Here is a 19411-nt window from a genome sequence, read left to right on the forward strand (position 1 = left end):
GTCAACGCCCCACCGATTGGCTGAGGCTCTCGCGGTCGTAGTACAGCGCGGCGTAGCGGAAGAAACACTCCAGCGCGATGAAGTAGCAAAACAGAAAGCCCGGACCACCGCCCAGAAAGCCAAGCCGGAACACGTACAGGCGCAAGAAGATGGCAAAGGCCGAGGCCATGCCGCGCAGCACGCCGCCACGCTTGCCGGCCTGGGCGCGCTTGGCCGCGCCCAGCATGGCGTACTGGGTCAGCTTCTCCAGGCTGCCGCGCACGGTTTCGCGCGAATAGTGCAGCAGCCGGGCCTTGAAGGCATGGCGCGGCACCGGCTGGTCCTGGGGCTTGAGCACGGCGTGCTCGTGCACCACGCCCTCGTAGCGCTCCAGCATGTCACGGCGGAACATGCGGTCCAGGCGCGACTGCGACAAAAAGTACTTCAGCTCGCGGCCATAGGCCACCACGCTCCACTCGATGGCCCAGATGGCGCGCTCGCCCGAGCGCACCGCCGCCTCGATCTGGGCTTGCAAGGCTGGGGTGATGAGCTCATCCGCGTCCAGGTAGAACAAATAATCGCCGCGCGCGTGCGACAGCAGGCGTGTGCGCTGCACGGCAAAGCCCTGCCAGTCGGGGTACAGGTGCACCTCGGCCCCCAGGCCCTGGGCCAAGGCCACCGTGTTGTCGGTGCTGCCGCTGTCCACCACGATCACTTGGTCGGCGAAGGCGGCGCTGCGCACGCAGGCCTCGATGTGGTGGGCCTCGTTTTTGGTCAGGATGCCGATGGTCAGGCTGGGCCGGTCGGTGGGCCAGGCAGCGGCCACGGGGCCAGACACGGAGGAGGAGGGGGTCGACATGGTGCTCGTCAAAAAAAGAGGCTCAGGCCAGAGGCGGCAACTGCCACACCCCACGCAAGCGGCCCCAGGCCCGTGCCAGGTGTTTGGGCGACACCAGCAAGGCACGGACCAGCACGTTGGCGCAGGCCGACAGCATCAGGCGGCGTTGTGCCCGGGCGCCCGCTGCGGCGCCCGCGTGCTTGTGGATGAAGATGATTTTCGACTGTGCGTGGTGGTAGCCGCGCCAATACTCCGAGCGCCAGGGCCGAGGCCCGCGCACCGAACCGCGCGACAGGTGGGTGACGCGGATGTCGGGCAGCACCAGGATCTGGCCGTGGCGCTGGAACACGCGCAGGCACAGGTCCTCGTCTTCGTAGTACAGGAAGAAACGCGGGTCGAAAAAACCCACCGGCTGCAACCGCGCCATGTGGATCAGCATGACCGCCGCGCAGGCATAGCCCACGCTGAGCGGTCCGTCGGCGGCGCCTTGGCGCGGTTTCCAGGCGTGGCGCGGCCAGCTGTAGTTGACCTGCAGCGCGCCCTGGCCGTCGACCAGTTGGGGCACCAGCAAGGTGGCTTCAGGCCATTGCTGGGCCGCCCGCACCAGGGCCGCGATGGACTCGGGCGTGACTTCGCAATCGGGGTTGAGCAGCAGGGCGTAAGGTGTGTTCACCTCGGCCAGGCCGGCGTTGTTGGCCACGCCATAGCCCTTGTTGCTGGACAGGCAGGTCAGTTCGGCCGAGGGCAACAGGCGACGCACCGTGTCGGGCGTGCCATCCTGGCTGGCGTTGTCGACCACACGCACATGCGGCAGCTGCGCCAGGCCTTGGGCCAGCGCAGGCAGGCAGTGCCCGCTGTTGTAGGTGACCACCAGCACGGTGACCTGGGACAGCAGCGCGGCGGTGTCCGGGGACATCATGCCGGGGGAGAGAGACCGGGGCTGGGCAGCCACCGGGTGCTCAGTGGTGATGCGCCACCACTTCGCCCGCCTTCAGGCGGTACACCGTGCCGCAGTAAGGGCACTTGCCTTCGCCGGTGCGGGCCACGTCCAGGTAAACCTTGGGGTGGCTGTTCCACAACTTCATGTCAGCCTTGGGGTTGGGGCAGAACACGCCGCCTTGGGCGTTCAAGTCCTTGGCCAGCAGTTCAACAGCAGCGGTACTCATGGGTTCCCTTGTTTTAGGTATGGTGGGGCAAGCAGCGCTCAGACCGGGCTCAGCCAGTGGGCGTACTTGGGGTTGCGGCCGTTCACGATATCGAAGAAGGCCGACTGGATTTTTTCCGTGATGGGGCCACGCGAGCCGATGCCGATCTCGATGCGGTCCAGCTCGCGGATGGGGGTCACTTCAGCGGCAGTGCCAGTGAAGAAGGCCTCGTCGGCGATGTACACCTCGTCGCGGGTGATGCGCTTTTGCACGATGTTCAGGCCCAGGTCCTGAGCGATGTGGAACACCGTGTTGCGGGTGATGCCGTTGAGGGCGCCTGCCGACAGGTCGGGCGTGTAGATCACGCCGTCCTTGATGATGAAGATGTTCTCGCCCGCGCCTTCGGAGACAAAGCCCGACGAATCCAGCAGCAGCGCCTCGTCGTAGCCGTCGTCGGTGGCTTCCATGTTGGCCAGGATCGAGTTGCTGTAGTTGCTGACGGCCTTGGCCTGCGTCATGGTGATGTTGACGTGGTGGCGGGTGTAGCTGGAGGTCTTGACGCGGATGCCGCGCTGCAGGCCTTCTTCGCCCAGGTAAGCACCCCAGGCCCAGGCGGCCACCATCAGGTGGATGGTGTTGCCCTTGGGGCTGACGCCCAACTTTTGCGAGCCGATCCAGGTCAGCGGACGCAGGTAGCAGCTTTCGAGCTTGTTTTCACGCACCACGGCTTTTTGCGCTTCATTGACCTCTTCTTGGCTGAAGGGCAGGGTCATGCGCAGGATTTTGGCGCTGTTGAACAGGCGCTTGGTGTGGTCTTCCAGGCGAAAGATGGCCGTGCCATTGACCGTGTTGTAGGCACGCACGCCCTCAAAAGCGCCGCAACCGTAGTGCAAGGTGTGGGTCAGGACGTGGATCTTGGCGTCACGCCAATCGACCATTTGGCCATCCATCCAGATTTTGCCGTCGCGGTCCGCCATGGAGGGGGGAAGGGTGCTCATGCGCTTGTGTCCTTTAAAAAGCCGTCCTGACACCGTCGACGGTCCAGGGAATGCCGGCCAGCCGCGGTTCAAACCCCGATTTTACGGTGTGGACGGGGCCTCGTCGTCCTCAGCGGGGGGACGCACCAGGGTCCACTGAACCAGCTTGCCGCCACGGAACTCGGCCGTCACATGCGAACGGGTGCCGTCGGTCCAGCGGTAGATCTCGGGCTCCTCGCCTTCAGGCGACTGCAGTTCGCCCAACGCGCGGGTCAGGGCCAGGACATGGATCAGGGGCACGCCCGGGCGCAGCTTGGCGTTGAGCATGACGGCGCTGCCCACATAGCCAATGGGGTTGTTGTTGGCCCGCTTGAGCACCTGCATGAGGCGGGTGTAGTGCATCAGGATCCACATCACCACACCACCCAAGGCCGCGGCCACGCCGCCCAGGCCATAGGCGCGGTAGGCCAGGGCCACGATCACGAGGCCGCCCACAGGGACCAGAATTTTCTTGAAGTTCATGTGCGCATTTTCCTATGCCGGGCCGGTGGACCCGCTGTGGCTTGTGCGTAGGGGTTTGAGCCCTCGGTCCCAGCCCGGGTCCCTCAGTCCATTTCGCGCCGGATCAGGTCCATGGCCTCGTCCACGCGCTCGACCGCGTGCACCGTCAGGCCCTCGATGGGCTTCTTGGGCGCGTTGGCCTTGGGCACCACGGCCACGCTGAAGCCCAACTTGGCGGCCTCTTTCAGGCGCTCCTGGCCGCGCGGCGCCGGCCGGATCTCGCCCGCCAGGCCGACCTCGCCAAAGGCCAGAAAGCCCTTGGGCAGGGCCCGACCGCGCAGCGAGGAGGTGATGGCCAGCAGCACGGCCAAGTCGGCGGCAGGTTCGCTGATGCGCACCCCGCCCACCGCGTTGACAAACACATCCTGGTCCATGCAGGCCACGCCCGCGTGGCGGTGCAGCACCGCCAGCAGCATGGCCAGGCGATCCCGGTCCAGGCCCACGCTGAGCCGGCGCGGGCTGGGGCCGCCGCCGTCCACCAGGGCCTGGATTTCCACCAGCAGCGGCCGCGTGCCCTCCAGCGTGACCAGCACGCAGCTGCCCGGCACCGGCTGGCTGTGCTGGGACAAAAAGATGGCGCTCGGGTTGCTCACGCCCTTCAGGCCGCGCTCGGTCATGGCAAAAACGCCGATCTCGTTGACCGCCCCAAAGCGGTTCTTGATGGCGCGCACCAGGCGGTAGGTGGAATGGGTGTCGCCCTCGAAGTACAGCACCGTGTCGACCATGTGCTCCAGCACGCGCGGGCCCGCCAGCGCGCCTTCCTTGGTGACGTGGCCGATCAACACGATGGCGATGCCCGTGCTCTTGGCCAGGCGAGTCAAATGGGCCGAGCACTCGCGCACCTGGGCCACCGAGCCCGGCGCCGAGCTGAGCTGGTCGCTGTACATGGTCTGGATGGAGTCGATCACCGCCACCGCCGGCTGGCGCGCCTCGATCGTGGCCAGAATTTTCTCCAGCTGGATCTCGGCCATCACCTTGACCTGGCTGTTGTCCAGCCCCAGGCGACGCGAGCGCAGCGCCACCTGGGCACCGCTTTCCTCGCCGGTCACGTACAGGGTCTCCAGGCCGCTGCGCTGCAGCGCGTCCAGGGCTTGCAGCAGCAGGGTGGATTTGCCGATGCCCGGGTCGCCGCCAATCAGCACCACCCCGCCCTCGACCACGCCACCGCCCAGCACGCGGTCCAGTTCGTCCAGGCCGCTGGGGGTGCGCGCCACCTCGGTGGCCTCGATGGCCGCCAGCGGCGTCACCGGCTGGGCCAACCCGGCATACCCCGCATACGAAGGCGTGCTGAGCCGGTTCTTGCTGGTGGCCGCGCCCCCGCCCTCAGCCGCCGATTCGACCAAGGTGTTCCAGGCATTGCACTGCGGGCACTTGCCCAGCCACTTGGCACTGGTGCCACCGCATTCGGTGCAGGTGTAGACGGTCTTTTCTCGGGACATCAGGGGGCCTCAAACAACAGGCGGCCACTATATAGGCAGGCCGGGACACCTCAGGAAAACAGGGCACGCCAAGCGCCCGACCCCAAGACGGGACCCGCAAAGTCCCGTCGCGCTTCAGCTTGCCGGTGTGGCGTTTGGAGGCTTGAGACCGGATTGCAAGGCATCAATGTGTTCGAACAAATCGTCATTGATGCTTTGCCAGAGCGGATCGAGGATGAATTCCATGCCTTCGCGGCGCGCCAGTTTGGCCGCTGGCACGAAGTCGCTGTCACCAGCAACCAACACGATGGTACCGGCCTGCTTCTTCAAGGTGAGGCTGGCGATGTCAATGGCAATGCGCATGTCCACCCCTTTCTGACGCAAACCCAGTGCCACATCGCCGACCTGGAGGCCCTGCCAAAAAGCACACGCTTTCTGGAGTTGCCTGGCTTGCTCGACGCTGAGCGACAAGGTCAGGTCCTGGCCCGGATCTGCCTGGGCCTCGATCAGCGCGGCCAAAGGGTGCAATGGCGCCAGCCAATCACGGGTTCGCAGGGCTTCCTTGGTCAGACGAGGCGACAGGGTCCAGTCGTGATCGCGATTGACTTTGCCCAGGCGCAGCGCCAACTTGCGCTCTTTGCGGAGTTGTTCAAACAAGGCGTGACGCTGCCGTGCAACAGCGGATTTGGCAAAGTCGATCGACTGGTTGTCGATGGGGTGATGGGCCTTGCCATCAAAGGGGATGGCGTCGTAAAAAAAGGCCCGGTACAGGTGCTGCTGCCACAGCTTGCCACTGCCGCCCCGAAGGCGCATGACGTGGGTAAAGCAGAGTTTTCGGACACAGCGGGCCATTTTCTCCGGCGTATCGATCTGGTCCGCAGGCAGCAGGCGCGGCAGGCGTTTGAGCAAAAAACTGCCGTCAATCAGGATGGCGATGGGCCGGCTGTTCATTCGCCCCCCCACGGGGCAGGGGTCAAAAATGAAGAAGCCCCAGGGGGTCGGCACACTCCCAGGATGAGCGGGAGGGCGTACTGCCAGGGGGCGGATGTGCCAAAAAGTATATCCAATCGTCATCGGCGTTTTCTTTCGTTCGTCGGATTGAATCGCCCGCCCCCCGCCGAGCAATGCCCCGCTGCGGCCTGCAGAAGGAGGCATCGCGACCACGGGCGTGATTCTCGTCACGCAGACAACACGCCCAGACACCAAGGAATGACATTCGGCCACGCGGCAGAACTTGGACTCCGGGCTGCACCGGACATGGCGCGCTCCATGGGACGCCCCGGGCCGCGACTCGATGAATCTCCAACCAGACCCAAGCCCGGAAATCGGATCCCCCGTACCAAGGGTTTTGCCTGACCTGGCCGAGCAGCCCAAACATTTAACATGTTAAATAAATGAGCACCATGATCCAACCCTTCGTCCACCGCAACCTGCCCCGCCTGCTGCTGCAGGCGCGCGAAGCGGTGATGGCCCACACCCGCCCCAGCCTGCGCCAGCACGGGCTGTCGGACCAGCAGTGGCGCGTGTTGCGCGTGCTGGGCGAACACGGCGTGGTCGAGACCGGGCGCGTGGCGCGCGAGGCCTTCATCCTGGGCCCCAGCCTGACCGGCGTGCTGACCCGCATGGAGCGTGACGGCCTGATCCAACGCCAGCGCGATCCGCAGGACGCGCGCAGCACCGTGGTGCAAGCCACCGACAAGGGCCGACGCCTGGTCGAAAAGCTGTCGCTGACCATCGAGGCGCATTACCTGTGGATGGAAAAAGCCCTGGGCAAGGACAAGCTCTCGCAGCTCTACGAGTTGCTGGACACCCTGATCGAACTGGAGCAACCATGACCGCCCCCCACCCCGGCGCCACGCCGCCCTGGCAACCTGCCGGCACCGTGTACGGCGTGCTGCTGAACTTCGAGCACGAGTACGCTCAGTGGCTGCCGCGCATGCATGAGGCCCCCTACAAAGCGCCCCCGCAAGCCCCGGTGCTCTACGTCAAGACCGCCAACACCTGGAACCCCGACGGCGGCGCCGTGGCCCTGCCCGCCGGCGCCTCGGGTCTCGAGGTGGGCGCCACCCTGGGCCTGGTGCAAGACGCACAAGGCCAGTGGGCGGCCGCGCTGTTGAACGACTTCAGCCTGCCGCATGACAGCTACTTCCGCCCCCCGGTCCCGTACCGCTGCCGCGACGGCTTTCTGGGCACCCCCGCCGCGCTGCGCCCCCTGGCCAGCCTGGCCGAACTGGCCACGCTGCGCCTGAGCGTGCACGTCAATGGCGACCTGCGCCAGACCGTGGACCTGGGCCAGCTGCGCCGCGACGCCGCCACCCTGTGGGCGGACGTGAACGGCTTCATGACCCTGCGCCCCGGCGATGTCCTGATGCTGGGCTGCGACGTGGCGGCCGACGGCCAGCGCCCTCGGCTGCAGCTTGGCGACACGGTCGAACTCCGCGCGCCCGGCTTTGCGCCACTGCGCCACCACGTCTGCGCCGAGGAGGCCCACGCATGAAGCACGCCCGCATCTTGCTCAACGACGCGCCCGAGCGGGGCCCGCTGCACGCGGTCGAAGACGAGGGCGCGCTGCGCCTGGACGATGGCCGCCGCGTGGCCTTTGACGCGGTGCGCTGGCTGCCGCCGCTGGCCCCGGTGCCGCGTGCGCGCAGCATCTTCGCCCTGGGCCTGAACTACGCCGACCACGCCAAAGAACTGGCCTTCAAACCACCCACCGAACCGCTGGTTTTCTTGAAGGGCGAGGCCTCGCTGATTGGCCACCGCGAACACACGCTGCGCCCCGCCAACGCCCAGTACATGCACTACGAGTGCGAACTCGCGGTGGTGATCGGGCGCACAGCCCGCCATGTGAAGCGCACCGAGGCCTACGACTTTGTGCAGGGCTACACGGTGGCCAATGACTACGCCATCCGCGACTACCTGGAGAACTGGTACCGCCCGAACCTGCGCGTGAAGAACCGCGACACCTGCACCCCGCTGGGGCCCTGGCTGGTGGATGCGGCCGACGTCCACGCCCGCCCCGGTGGTCCGATGAACCTGGCGCTGCAAACCACCGTCAACGGCGTCGTGACCCAAAGCGGCAACACCCGCGACATGGTGTTCGACGTGCCGTTTTTGATCGAGTACTTCAGCGCCTTCATGACGCTCTCGCCAGGTGACCTGATCCTCACCGGCACCCCCGATGGCGTGGTCGACTGCCCGCCTGGCGCCGAGGTCGTGACCGCCATCGAGGGCCTGGGCGCGCTTCACAACTTCATTCGACAAGGTTGACCCCATGCAGCAGATCCAGCACCTGATCAACGGCCAGTCGGTGGCCAGCAGCGACTACTTTGAAACCATCAACCCCGCCACCCAGGAGGTGCTGGCCGAGGTCGCCAGCGGCGGCCAAGCCGAGGTCCACGCCGCCGTGGCCGCCGCCAAAGCCGCCTTCCCCGGCTGGGCCAACACGCCCGCGCCCGAGCGCGCCAAGCGCATCCGCCAGCTCGGCGAACTCATCGCCCGCCACGTGCCCGAGATTGCCCAGACCGAGACCAACGACTGCGGCCAGGTCATCGCCCAGACCGGCAAGCAACTGGTGCCCCGCGCGGCCGACAACTTCAGCTACTTCGCCGAGATGTGCACCCGCGTGGACGGCCACACCTACCCCACGCCCACGCACCTGAACTACACCCTGTTCCACCCGGTCGGCGTGTGCGCGCTGATCAGCCCCTGGAACGTGCCCTTCATGACCGCCACCTGGAAGGTCGCGCCCTGCCTGGCCTTTGGCAACACCGCCGTGCTCAAGATGAGCGAGCTGTCGCCCCTGAGCGCGGCCCGCCTGGGCGAGCTGGCCCTGGAGGCGGGCCTCCCGGCCGGCGTGCTCAACCTCGTGCATGGCTACGGCCAGCAGGCCGGCGAACCCCTGTGCGCCCACCCTGATGTGCGCGCCATCAGCTTCACCGGTTCGACCGCCACCGGCAACCGCATCGTGCAAACGGCGGGCCTGAAGAAGTTCAGCATGGAGCTGGGCGGCAAGAGCCCGTTTGTGATCTTTGCCGACGCCGACCTGGACCGCGCGCTCGACGCCGCCGTGTTCATGATCTTCAGCAACAACGGCGAACGCTGCACCGCGGGCAGCCGCATCCTGGTGCAGAAGTCGATCTACGCCGACTTCGCCCAGAAGTTCGCCGAGCGCGCACGCCGCATCACCGTGGGCGACCCGCTGGACGAGAAGACCATCGTCGGCCCCATGATCAGCCCCGCCCACCTGGCCAAGGTGCGCCACTACATCGAGCTGGGCCCCAAGGAAGGCGCCACGCTCTTGTGCGGCGGCCTGGACCGCCCGAGCTACGCGCCCGAGCTGCCCGAACGTGTGAAGCGCGGCAACTACGTCTGGCCCACCGTGTTTGCCGACGTGGACAACCGCATGAAGATCGCGCAGGACGAAATCTTTGGCCCCGTGGCCTGCCTGATCCCGTTCGAGGACGAGGCCGACGCCATCCGCATCGCCAACGACACGCAGTACGGCCTGTCCAGCTACGTCTGGACCGAGAACCTGGGCCGCGCCCACCGCATGGCCGCCGCCATCGAAGCCGGCATGTGCTTTGTCAACAGCCAGAACGTGCGCGACCTGCGCCAGCCCTTTGGCGGCACCAAGGCCAGCGGCACCGGGCGCGAGGGCGGCACCTGGAGCTACGAGGTGTTCTGCGAACCCAAGAACGTGGCCGTCTCGCTGGGCGGCCACCACATCCCGCACTGGGGGGTTTGAGGTGCAGCGCCGCCACACGCTGCAAGCCCTGGGCGCCACCCTGTTGGCACCGCTGGGCACGCTCACAGCCCGCGCTCAAGGCCCCGCCCCCGTCTGGCCTGCGCGGCCGCTGAAGCTGATCGTGCCCTTCCCGCCCGGCGGCACCACCGACCTGGTGGCGCGCCTGGTCGCCGCCCAGATGGCCAGCGGCCTGGGCCAGCCCGTGGTGGTAGACAACAAGCCCGGCGCCGGCACGGTGATCGGCGTGGACGCGGGCGCCAAAGCCGCGCCCGATGGGCTGACCCTGACCTGCGTGGCCAACAGCTTTTGCGTCAACCAGACCCTGGTGAAAAACCTGCCGTACGACGGCCTGCGCGACCTGCGCCCGGTGGGGCTGATGGGCCAGTCTGAACATGTGCTGGCCAGCCACCCGGGCAGCGGCCTCCGCACCCTGGCCGATCTGCGCGCCGCTGCGCAAAAGCCCAGCGCGCGGCTCAGCTACGCATCGTTCGGCAGCGGCACCTCGGCCCACCTGGCGGGCGAAATGCTGCGCGAGCAGATGGGCATTGAACTGACCCACATCCCCTACAAAGGCCAGGCCCCGGCGCTCAACGATCTGCTCGGGGGGCAGGTCACGCTGATGTTTGGCAACTGGCCCGAATTCCGCGGCCATGTGCAGTCGGGCAAGCTGGTCGCCGTGGGCATGGCCACGGCCAAGCGCTCGGCCCTTGCGCCCGACATCCCCACCCTGGCCGAGCAAGGCGTGGCCATCGAGTCCAACTCCTGGAACGGCCTGCTGGTGCCGGCGGCCACGCCCGATGCCCTGGTGCAGCGCCTGAACACCGAGCTGCGCCGCGCACTCGACACAGCGGCCGTGCGCGAGGCCTTTGCCAAGGGCGGCATCAGCTCGCTGGCGGGCACACCCGAGCAGTTTGGCGCCTTCATCCAAAGCGAAATCAGCCGCTACGCGCAGGTGATCCGCAGCGCGCGCATCAGCGCCGACAGCTGATCGCCAGCCCACCTCTGACCTGGAGACACACCGCATGGGAACCCTCGCCCTGGCCGCCAAAATCACCCACGTGCCCTCGCTGTACCTCAGCGAGCTGCCGGGCCCGCGCCTTGGCACGCGCCAGGACGCCATCGACGGCCACGTCGAGATCGGCCGGCGCTGCCGAGCGCTCGGCGTGGACACCCTGGTGGTGTTCGACACCCACTGGCTGGTCAACGCCAACTACCACATCAACTGCGGGCCGCACTTCAAGGGCGTCTACACCAGCAACGAATTGCCGCACTTCATCAGCAACCTGCCGTTTGAATGCCCGGGCAACCCGGCCCTGGGCCGACTCCTGGCGCAGTCCTGCAACGCCTTGGGCGTGGAGACCCTGGCGCACGACGCCACCACCCTCAACCCCGAGTACGGCACCCTGGTGCCGCTGCGCTACATGAACCCCGACCAGCACTTCAAGGTGGTCTCGGTCTCGGCCCTGTGCACCGGCCACTACCTCAACGACAGCGCGCGCCTGGGCTGGGCGCTGCGCCGCGCGGTAGAAGACCACTACGACGGCACGGTGGCCTTCTTGGCCAGCGGCTCGCTGAGCCACCGCTTCGCGCAAAACGGCCTGGCGCCCGAGTTCGCCTTCAAGGTCTGGAGCCCCTTCCTCGAAATGATGGACCGCGAGGTGGTCGAGCTGTGGCAGCGCGGCGACTGGGCGCGCTTTTGCGACATGCTGCCCGAGTACGCCACCAAGGGCCACGGCGAAGGCTTCATGCACGACACCGCCATGCTGCTGGGCGCGCTGGGCTGGTCGGCCTACCGGGGCCAGGCCGAGGTGGTGACGCCTTACTTCGGCGCCTCGGGCACGGGCCAGATCAACGCCCTCTTCCCGGTCACGCCGCAGGACGGGCTCGCGATTCCCGCCGCCCAGGCCTCGGCGGCCAGCGCCTACCAGGCCTTCCCGCGCCTTTGAACCTCACACTTTTCCCTCCCGCACCCGCGCCACGCCCCATGCCCCACCTCGTCATCCTCTACACCCCGCAACTCGACGCCGAGACCGACCTCAGCGCCCTGTGCCGCCGCCTGGCCGACACCATGCTCGCGCAGCGTGACGCCGAAGGCCGGGCCGTCTTCCCACCGGGCGGCACACGGGTGCTGGCCTTCCCGGCCGCGCACCATGCCGTGTCGGACGGTGGCGCCGCAGGCCGGGCGGCCGGCGGCAACGGCGACTACGCCTTTGTCTACCTCAACCTGCGCATGGCCAGCGGCCGCCCGCCCGCCGTGGTGCAGGGCGCGGGTGACGCCTTGCTGGCCGAGGTGAAAGCGCATTTCGCGCCGCTGTTTGCGCAGCGCCACATCGGCATCACCTTGCAGGTGGACGAGGGCGCCCCCGCTTTTGATGGCAAGCACAGCAACCTGCACCCCTTGTTCAACCGAGCGGTCTGAGCCGCCCCGATGCCCTTTTTTGTCGAAAGCGAGCCCGTCCATGTTCACCCCCGAGCAGATCGCCACCCTGGCCGCCGAACTCGATCAGGCCGAGAAAAACCGCCAGCAGGTCGAGCACTTTTCCAAGCGCTTTCCCGGCATGACGATCGAGGACGGCTATGCCGTGTCGCGCGAATGGGTGCGGCAGAAGATCGCCGCCGGGCGCAGCGTGCGCGGCCACAAGATCGGCCTGACCTCGCGCGCCATGCAGCTGTCCAGCCAGATCGACGAGCCCGACTACGGCACCTTGCTCGACGACATGTTTTTTGCGGAGGGCGGCGACATCCCCTTCAGCCGCTTCATCGCACCGCGCATTGAAGTGGAGCTGGCCTTCATCCTCGGCAAGCCGCTGCGCGGCCCGGGCGTCACGCTGTACGACGTGCTGGATGCCACCGACTGGGTGGTGCCCGCGATCGAGATCATCGACGCGCGCATCGAGCAATTCGACCGCCACACCAAGGCCCCGCGCAAGGTCTTTGACACCATCGCCGACAACGCGGCCAATGCCGGCATCGTCACCGGCGGGCGCCCGGTACGGCCGGACGCGGTGGACCTGCGCTGGGTCAGCGCCCTGCTGTTCAAAAACGGGGTGATCGAAGAATCCGGCGTGGCCGCCGCCGTGCTCAACCACCCGGCCCAGGGCGTCGCCTGGCTGGCCAACAAGCTCGCGCCCTGGGGCGAGGGCCTGGCGGCGGGCGAGGTGGTGCTGGGCGGTTCCTTCACGCGTCCCACGCCGGCCCTGCCGGGCGACACCTTCCATGCCGATTACGGCCCCCTGGGGTCGATTGCCTTTCGGATGGTCTGAACATGGCACAGCCCCCATCCTCCGCCCGCCCCGTCGTGCTCATCACCGGCGCGGCCACCGGCATTGGCGCAGCCTGCGCGCGCGAGTTTGCGCGGCAAGGCTGGGACCTGGGCCTGGCCTACTTCGAACCCACGGCGCCCGAGCTGGCGGCGGTGGTGCGCGACTGCGAAACCCTGGGCGCGCGGGTGCTGGCCCTGCCGCTGGATGTGCGCGATGACGCGCAATGCCGCGCGGTGGCAGCCCAGCTGCAGGCGCACTTCGGTGGCCTGCGAGCCCTGGTCAACTCGGCCGGCAGCACGCGCTTTGTGCCGCACGCAGACCTGGACGCGCTGGACGCGGCGGACTTCGAGCACACCCACGCCGTCAACCTGGTCGGCCCCTGGCAGGTGACACGCGCCTGTCGCGACCTGCTGGCCGAATCGGGCCAGGGTGCGGTGGTCCACATCTCCTCGGTGGGCGGGCTGTTGGGGCGCGGGTCGTCACTGGCCTATGCGGCCAGCAAGGGCGCGCTCAACACCCTCACACTGGGCCTGGCGCGGGCGCTGGCACCCGCCATCCGGGTCAACGCCATCGCACCGGGCTTTGTCGACGGCGGCCTGCCCAGCCGGGTGCTGGACGCCACTCAGCACGAGGCCGTGCTGGCACGCCAGCAGCAGGCCTCGGTGCTGGGCCGCGTCTCCCGGGCCGACGAAGTGGCGGCGCTGGCCTGGTTTGTGGCAGCGCGCGCGCCCGGCATGACGGGCTCGGTGCTGTTGATGGACAACGGGCTGCACCTCAATGCAGGCTGAAACCAGGCCCTCAATTGGTTATGAATTGGAACCAACTGTGCAGGTAAACACGGGTGGCGCCAGGGCTTGCAGACTGGAAAAATCCCAGACACCGGCGACTGGTCCTGCAACACGGCCAGCGCTGCACTGACACCCCAGCCACCTCACAGGAGACCCGCATGAGCCACCCCTTTGATTCCGCCTCGTCCTTCTCGCGCCGCCAATGGCTGCAAACCGCCGGCGCCAGCGCCCTGCTGGCCGGTCTGGGCCAACAGGCCCTGGCCCAGGCCAGCGCCCTCGAAAACGTGAAAATCATCACTGGCTTTGCTGCCGGCGGCACCTCCGACACCATCTGCCGCCGCGTGGCCGACAAGCTGCCGGGCACGGGCTACACCAAGGCCGCTTTTGTCGAGAACAAAACCGGCGCGGGCGGCCAGATCGCCATCCAGTTCGTCAAGGGCCAGAACCCCGACGGCCAGACCCTGCTGCAGACGCCCATGTCCATGCTGGGCATCTACCCGCACATCTACAAGAAGCTGGCCTATGACCCGGTCAACGACCTGACCCCGGTCTCGCTGGGCTGCGTGTTTGACTTCGGCTTTGCCGTCGGTCCCTCGGTGCCGGCCAGCGTGAAGACCGTGCCCGACTTCCTGGCCTGGTGCAAGGCCAACCCCAAGGACGCCAACTTCGGTTCGCCCGCTGCCGGCTCCACCCCTCACTTTGTGGGCGCCCTGCTGGGCCACCATGCCGGCATCGACCTCAAGCACATCGCTTTCCGGGGCACCCAGCCCGCCATCCTGGACATGATTGGCGGCCAACTGCCCGCCGTGTCGGGCCCGGTGGGTGAGTTCACCCAGCACGTGGCCGCCGGCAAGTGCCGCCTGCTGGCCACGACCGGGGCCCAGCGCAACAAGTTCGCGCCCAACACCCAGACCATGGTCGAACAAGGCCTGAAGGACATGGTGTTCAACGAGTGGTTTGGCTTCTACCTGCCGGCCAAGGCCCCTCGCGACTTGGTGACCCGACTCAACACCGCCTTGCGCAGCGCACTGGCCGCCCCCGATGTGGTGGACGGCCTGGGCGCCATGGGCCTGGAGGCCAAGTCCTCCAGCCCGGCCGAACTGGCCGCCATGCTGAAAGCCGACTTTGAACGCTGGGGCCCGTTGGTGAAGACCATCGGGTTCACGGCCGACGCCTGAGGCGCCCGCCACGCGCGGGGGCCCACCACCACCCGAGGAGACCCACCATGAACGCCCCCACCCCGGCCAGCCTGCTGGCCCCCCGCGCACCGCAGCCGGCCACGCCCGCCGGCATGCACCCTGACGAGTGGACGCAGCGCGTCCAGCTCGCCGCCTGCTACCGCGTGTTCGCGATGCTGGGCTGGACCGAGATGATCTACAACCACATCACGGTGCGCCTGCCCAACAGCGTCAGTGGGCCGGACAGCAAGCAGTTCCTGATCAACCCTTTTGGCCTGCATTACAGCGAGGTGACGGCCAGCAACCTGGTCAAGATCGACCTGCAAGGCCGGGTGCTCGACGGCTCGCCCTACCCCGTCAACCCAGCCGGTTTTGTGGTGCACGGCGCCATCCATGAGGGCCTGCCCGAAGCGCACTGCGTGATGCACACCCACACCACCGCCGGTGTGGCCGTGGCCTGCCTGCAAGGCGGCCTGCAACAGACGAACTTCTACACCGCCCAGCTGCACGGCATGGTCGGCTACCACGACTTTGAAGGCATCACGGTGCACGCCGAAGAAGGCCCGCGCCTGGTCAACAACATCCGCGGCAAACCCGCGGTGATCCTGCGTAACCACGGCCTGCTGGCCTGGGGCCAGACCCTGCCGCAGACCTTCGCCATCCTGTGGACGCTGCAGCGCGCTTGCGAGATCCAACTCGCCACGCTGTCGATGGGCGCACCGATCCCGGTCACCGAAGACGCCGCCATCAAGAGCAGCCGCGACGCACTGCAGTTCAGCCCCGCGCACGGCGCTGGCCAGGACGTGTTCGACGCCCTGGTGCGCCAGGTGCAGCGCCAAGACAGCAGCTACCTGCAATGACGCCCCGCCGCCAGCCCTGAACAGGCGCTGGCGGCTTCAAAATAGACTTTTGGTGGGCAGGCCCCAGGCCTGCCTGTGAACCGACCCCAAGCCGCCCTGCAGCAGGGCAGAAGACACAGTTCCCATGAAAGCATGCATTTACGGCGCCGGCGCCATCGGTGGCTGGATCGGCGCCGGCCTGGCCCGCACGCCCGGGCTTGAACTCAGCGCCGTGGCGCGTGGCGACACTTTGCAGGCGCTGCAAAGCCAGGGCCTGCTGATCGAGCAGGACGGCCAGACCCACCGCCTGCCGATCCGCGCCAGCGCCGACCCGGCCGAACTGGGCCCGCAAGACCTGGTGGTGATCGCCGTCAAGGCCCCGGCCCTGGCCGCCGTGGCGCGCCAGATCGCTCCATTGATCGGCCCCGACACCCTGGTGCTGACCGCCATGAACGGCGTGCCCTGGTGGTTCTTGCACGGCTTTGGCGGCGCGCTGGCCGGCACACGGCTGCGCGCGGTGGACCCGGACGGCGTGATCGCAGCCGCCATCCCGCCGGAGCAGGTGATCGGTTGTGTGGTGCACGCCAGTTGTTCACTCAACGGGCCGGGCCAGGTCAAGCACCACTTTGGCAATGGCCTGATCATCGGCGAGCCCGGCGGGGGCCTGAGCCCGCGCGTGCAGGCCTTGCAGGCGCGCCTGGTGCAGGCAGGCTTCAACGCCACGGTCTCGCCGCAAATCCAAAAGGACACCTGGTACAAGCTGTGGGGCAATATGACGGTGAACCCGGTCAGTGCCTTGACGGGCGCCACCACCGACCTGATCCTGGGCGACGAGCTGGTGCGCAACTTCATCTCGGCCGTGATGCTGGAGGCGCGTGAAATTGGCGCGCGCATCGGCATCCCGATCGACCAACAACCCGAGGACCGGCACCAGGTCACGCTCAAGCTCGGCGCCTTCAAGACCTCCATGCTGCAAGACGTGGAAGCCGGCCGCAGCGTGGAGCTGGACGCCTTGGTCGGCGTGGTGCGCGAATTGGGCCAGTTGAGCGGCGTGGCCACGCCCTTCACCGACGCCTTGCTGGGCCTGGCCCGGCTGCAGGCGCAACAGCGGGGCCTGTACCCGCGCGGCTGACGCGGACGCCCCGATCGGCCGGGGCGCTGCAAAGCGGCCCCTGGCTGGCTAAACTGCCTGTCCAGCCCGGCGCGCGCCCTGACCCCAGATCCAACACGCGCCGCGCTGGCCCGGTTCTGTCCCATCCCTACGGAGTGTTTGTCCATGTCCCGCCTCAAGCTCTACCTCGCCCCGGGCACCTGCGCCCTGGCCGTCCACATCGCCTTGCACGAGGCCCAAGCCGACCATGAACTGGCCTTGGTCAATTTCGCGGCCACCCAGCAGCGCAGCCCCGAGTACCTGGCCATCAACCCCAAGGGCCGCGTGCCGGCCCTGGTGACCGAACGCGGCGTGCTGACCGAAACCCCGGCCCTGCTGCTGTACGTGGCCCAGACCTTTGCCGCCGCCAACCTGGCCCCGCTGGACGACCTGTTTGCCCTGGCCCGGATGCAGGAATTCAACAGCTACATGGCCTCGACCGTGCACATCAACCACGCGCACCGGCCCCGGGCCTCGCGCTGGGCCGACGAGCCTGAAGCCATTGCCGGCATGCAGCGCAAGGTGGCGCAGAACATGACGGAGAACTTCCGCTACATCGAAGCGACCTACCTGCAAGACGGCCCCTGGGTGCTGGGTCAGCGCTACTCGGTCGCTGATGGCTACCTCTACACCGTGGGCGACTGGCTGGCCAGCGACGGCGTGGACATCCGTGACTTTCCGCTGGTCTTCGCCCACCGTGAGCGCGTGCTGCAACGCCCGGCCGTGCAACGCGCTCTGGCCACGGCCCAGCTGCCCAAAACGGCCTGACGCGCAGGCAAAAAAAACCCGCTCGCCCAGCGCAGGGCGAACGGGGGAGCGGGCCCTGCGCCGGGCCCTGAGGACGGCACGCGGCCGTCCCCGAGACCGCGGCCTCAGTTGACGCGCAGGGCGCGCCAGTCGATGCGGTTGTCCGCGCGGTGCGGCACGTCCACGTTCTGGCGCAGCGCCCAGGGAATGATCTGGTGGTACAGCGGGATGTGCGAGATCAGCTCATGGTCTTGCAGCAGGGCTTTTTCGATCAGCCCATTGCGCGTCACCAAGTCGGTTTCCTTGCGGATGCGTTCCACCAGCGCGTCTTGCTGCGGGCTGCTGAAGCGGCCCAGGTTGAAGTTGCCGTCGCCGCCCGCACCCGGGCTGCGCACCAGGGACTGCAGGCTGTAGAAGGCGTCAAAGGTTGGCACCCCCCAGCCCAGCAGGTAGATGCTGGCTTCGTTGCGCTGGATCATCGGGAAGTAGGTGCTGAAAGGCAGCGAACGCAGGCGCGCCTTCACGCCCACGCGGGCCCACTGGGCGGTGATGGCCTGGCACAGCTGTTCGTCGTTGATGTAGCGGCCGGCGCTGCAGGCAAAGTCCACTTCAAAACCTTGCGGGTAGCCGGCCTCGGTCAGCAGCTGCTGCGCGGCCTTCACGTCATACGGCCAGCGGGTGTCGGCCTTGCGCGTCCAGCCATTGACCTGGGGCGCGACCAGGGCGCCTGCAGGCTGGGCCAGACCGCGCTGCACCACGCGCTGGATGCTGGCGATGTCGATGGCCTGGTACAGGGCCTTGCGCACGCGCACGTCCTTGAGCGGGTTCTGACCCTTCACGCTGGAGCCAGGCAGCTCGTCGCGGAACTGGTCCATGCCCAGGAACAGGGTGCGGTTTTCAGGGCCTTCCAGCACCTTCAGCTGCGCCGTCTGACGCACACGGGCCAGGTCTTGCAGGCTGGGGTCGAGCACAAAGTCCACCTCACCCGAGAGCAGGGCCGCCATGCGGGTGGCGTCCGACTTGATGGGCGTGTAGATGATCTGGTTCACATTGCCACCGAACTTGCCCTGGCCCCACCAATGGGGATTGGGCTCCAGCACCACGCGCTGGTCGGGCGTCCATTCCTTCAACTGGAACGGGCCGGTGCCCAGCGCATGGCGGTGGGCGTAGGTTTCGTCCTTGTTGCGGATGTCCTTGGGCTCCACCGAGTTGTTCTTCTCGGCCCAGGCCTTGCTCAGGATGCGCAGCTCGGTGAGCTGGTTGACCAGCACCGGGTTGGGCAGGTTGGAGAAGATGTCGATGACGGTCGGGCTGACCTTTTCGACCCGGTCGATGCCCAGGGTGTAGACCGCGTAGTTGGAGCTCTTGGCCTTGGCGCGCTCCAGCGAGAAGCGCACATCGTCGGCGGTCAGCAGGCTGCCGTCGCTGAACTTGACGCCCTGGCGCAGGGTCAGGCGCAGCTGGGTGGGCGAGACCTGCTTCCACTCGGTGGCCAGCGAAGGCTCTGGCTTGAAGGTCTTGCTGTTGTACTCCACCAAGGTGTCGTAGATGGCCGAGTGCAAGGCGTTGTTCACGCCCACGTTCTGGGCATGCACGTCCCAGGACGACAAGTCCACGGCGCGGGTCCAACGGAAGGGTTTGGCCTGCACGGCCAGGGGGGCGGCGGCGCTCAGGGCCAGCGAGGCGGCCAGCAGCCAGGGGGTGGATTTGTGTAGCAAGGGGTCTCCAATTCAACAGCTTGCTGACTCTGGCACAAGCCGTCCGTCGGGCGCAAGCCGTAT

General features: G+C 67.5%; 21 protein-coding genes. 13 read left to right on the plus strand and 8 right to left on the minus strand.

Annotated features, from left to right (window positions below; genetic code table 11):
- Position 1: 1 nt before the first annotated feature.
- From PSQ39_RS04140 to PSQ39_RS04170, 7 genes are all read right to left on the minus strand, one after another.
- Positions 2 to 838, minus strand: coding sequence for a glycosyltransferase family 2 protein (locus PSQ39_RS04140; protein WP_273925368.1), 837 nt, complete (start codon positions 836 to 838; stop codon positions 2 to 4).
- Between the two features lie 22 nt (positions 839 to 860).
- Positions 861 to 1733, minus strand: a complete 873-nt coding sequence (locus PSQ39_RS04145; RefSeq protein WP_273925370.1) for a glycosyltransferase family 2 protein — start codon at positions 1731 to 1733, stop codon at positions 861 to 863.
- Positions 1734 to 1776: 43 nt separating this feature from the next.
- Positions 1777 to 1983: a zinc-finger domain-containing protein gene (locus PSQ39_RS04150; RefSeq protein ID WP_273925371.1), complete on the minus strand. Its 207-nt coding sequence runs from the start codon at positions 1981 to 1983 to the stop codon at positions 1777 to 1779.
- A gap of 38 nt (positions 1984 to 2021) precedes the next feature.
- Positions 2022 to 2960 carry a branched-chain amino acid transaminase gene (locus tag PSQ39_RS04155; protein ID WP_273925374.1) on the minus strand — a complete coding sequence of 313 codons (939 nt, stop codon included), beginning with the start codon at positions 2958 to 2960 and terminating at the stop codon, positions 2022 to 2024.
- Between the two features lie 81 nt (positions 2961 to 3041).
- The gene (locus PSQ39_RS04160) at positions 3042 to 3461 is read right to left on the minus strand and encodes a glycerate kinase (RefSeq protein WP_273925376.1); all 420 of its coding nucleotides are present in this window, start codon (positions 3459 to 3461) and stop codon (positions 3042 to 3044) included.
- 83 nt (positions 3462 to 3544) lie between these two features.
- Positions 3545 to 4939 (minus strand): DNA repair protein RadA, encoded by a 1395-nt coding sequence (radA, locus tag PSQ39_RS04165; protein WP_273925377.1) that lies wholly within the window; start codon positions 4937 to 4939, stop codon positions 3545 to 3547.
- A gap of 114 nt (positions 4940 to 5053) precedes the next feature.
- Positions 5054 to 6292 carry an NYN domain-containing protein gene (locus PSQ39_RS04170; RefSeq protein WP_273925379.1) on the minus strand — a complete coding sequence of 413 codons (1239 nt, stop codon included), beginning with the start codon at positions 6290 to 6292 and terminating at the stop codon, positions 5054 to 5056.
- A gap of 29 nt (positions 6293 to 6321) precedes the next feature.
- Here PSQ39_RS04170 and hpaR point away from each other — a divergent pair, with 29 nt between their 5' ends.
- The 13 genes from hpaR to PSQ39_RS04235 all read left to right on the plus strand — a co-directional run bounded on the left by hpaR (position 6322) and on the right by PSQ39_RS04235 (position 17651).
- Positions 6322 to 6753 (plus strand): homoprotocatechuate degradation operon regulator HpaR, encoded by a 432-nt coding sequence (gene hpaR, locus PSQ39_RS04175; RefSeq protein ID WP_409241992.1) that lies wholly within the window; start codon positions 6322 to 6324, stop codon positions 6751 to 6753.
- Entirely contained in the window at positions 6750 to 7415 is a 666-nt protein-coding gene (locus tag PSQ39_RS04180) for a fumarylacetoacetate hydrolase family protein (protein WP_273925382.1), read from the plus strand. The genes hpaR and PSQ39_RS04180 overlap by 4 nt, the downstream gene beginning before the upstream one ends.
- Positions 7412 to 8188, plus strand: a complete 777-nt coding sequence (locus tag PSQ39_RS04185) for a fumarylacetoacetate hydrolase family protein (RefSeq protein ID WP_273925384.1) — start codon at positions 7412 to 7414, stop codon at positions 8186 to 8188. The genes PSQ39_RS04180 and PSQ39_RS04185 overlap by 4 nt, the downstream gene beginning before the upstream one ends.
- A gap of 4 nt (positions 8189 to 8192) precedes the next feature.
- Positions 8193 to 9665: a 5-carboxymethyl-2-hydroxymuconate semialdehyde dehydrogenase gene (hpaE, locus tag PSQ39_RS04190; RefSeq protein WP_273925386.1), complete on the plus strand. Its 1473-nt coding sequence runs from the start codon at positions 8193 to 8195 to the stop codon at positions 9663 to 9665.
- 1 nt (position 9666) lies between these two features.
- Positions 9667 to 10653 (plus strand): tripartite tricarboxylate transporter substrate binding protein, encoded by a 987-nt coding sequence (locus tag PSQ39_RS04195; RefSeq protein WP_273925388.1) that lies wholly within the window; start codon positions 9667 to 9669, stop codon positions 10651 to 10653.
- A 34-nt stretch (positions 10654 to 10687) separates the two neighbouring features.
- Positions 10688 to 11611 carry a 3,4-dihydroxyphenylacetate 2,3-dioxygenase gene (gene hpaD, locus PSQ39_RS04200; RefSeq protein WP_273925390.1) on the plus strand — a complete coding sequence of 308 codons (924 nt, stop codon included), beginning with the start codon at positions 10688 to 10690 and terminating at the stop codon, positions 11609 to 11611.
- Positions 11612 to 11649: 38 nt separating this feature from the next.
- On the plus strand, positions 11650 to 12084 hold the full coding sequence (locus PSQ39_RS04205) for a 5-carboxymethyl-2-hydroxymuconate isomerase (RefSeq protein ID WP_273925391.1): 435 nt from the start codon (positions 11650 to 11652) through the stop codon (positions 12082 to 12084).
- A 40-nt stretch (positions 12085 to 12124) separates the two neighbouring features.
- On the plus strand, positions 12125 to 12928 hold the full coding sequence (hpaH, locus tag PSQ39_RS04210) for a 2-oxo-hept-4-ene-1,7-dioate hydratase (protein ID WP_273925392.1): 804 nt from the start codon (positions 12125 to 12127) through the stop codon (positions 12926 to 12928).
- A 2-nt stretch (positions 12929 to 12930) separates the two neighbouring features.
- Positions 12931 to 13716 carry an SDR family NAD(P)-dependent oxidoreductase gene (locus PSQ39_RS04215; protein WP_273925394.1) on the plus strand — a complete coding sequence of 262 codons (786 nt, stop codon included), beginning with the start codon at positions 12931 to 12933 and terminating at the stop codon, positions 13714 to 13716.
- A 158-nt stretch (positions 13717 to 13874) separates the two neighbouring features.
- Complete coding sequence (locus PSQ39_RS04220) at positions 13875 to 14894, plus strand: Bug family tripartite tricarboxylate transporter substrate binding protein (RefSeq protein ID WP_273925395.1); 1020 nt, start codon at positions 13875 to 13877, stop codon at positions 14892 to 14894.
- A 47-nt stretch (positions 14895 to 14941) separates the two neighbouring features.
- Positions 14942 to 15754 carry a class II aldolase/adducin family protein gene (locus PSQ39_RS04225; protein WP_273925396.1) on the plus strand — a complete coding sequence of 271 codons (813 nt, stop codon included), beginning with the start codon at positions 14942 to 14944 and terminating at the stop codon, positions 15752 to 15754.
- A 124-nt stretch (positions 15755 to 15878) separates the two neighbouring features.
- Positions 15879 to 16865, plus strand: coding sequence for a 2-dehydropantoate 2-reductase (locus PSQ39_RS04230; protein ID WP_273925397.1), 987 nt, complete (start codon positions 15879 to 15881; stop codon positions 16863 to 16865).
- 144 nt (positions 16866 to 17009) lie between these two features.
- Positions 17010 to 17651 carry a glutathione S-transferase family protein gene (locus PSQ39_RS04235; RefSeq protein WP_273925399.1) on the plus strand — a complete coding sequence of 214 codons (642 nt, stop codon included), beginning with the start codon at positions 17010 to 17012 and terminating at the stop codon, positions 17649 to 17651.
- A 104-nt stretch (positions 17652 to 17755) separates the two neighbouring features.
- Here the strand turns inward: PSQ39_RS04235 and PSQ39_RS04240 are convergent, their stop codons facing one another.
- On the minus strand, positions 17756 to 19348 hold the full coding sequence (locus tag PSQ39_RS04240) for an ABC transporter substrate-binding protein (RefSeq protein ID WP_273925400.1): 1593 nt from the start codon (positions 19346 to 19348) through the stop codon (positions 17756 to 17758).
- Between the last annotated feature and the right edge of the window lie 63 nt (positions 19349 to 19411).

This window comes from Curvibacter microcysteis (assembly GCF_028649455.1).
Lineage (GTDB): Bacteria > Pseudomonadota > Gammaproteobacteria > Burkholderiales > Burkholderiaceae_C > Curvibacter > Curvibacter microcysteis.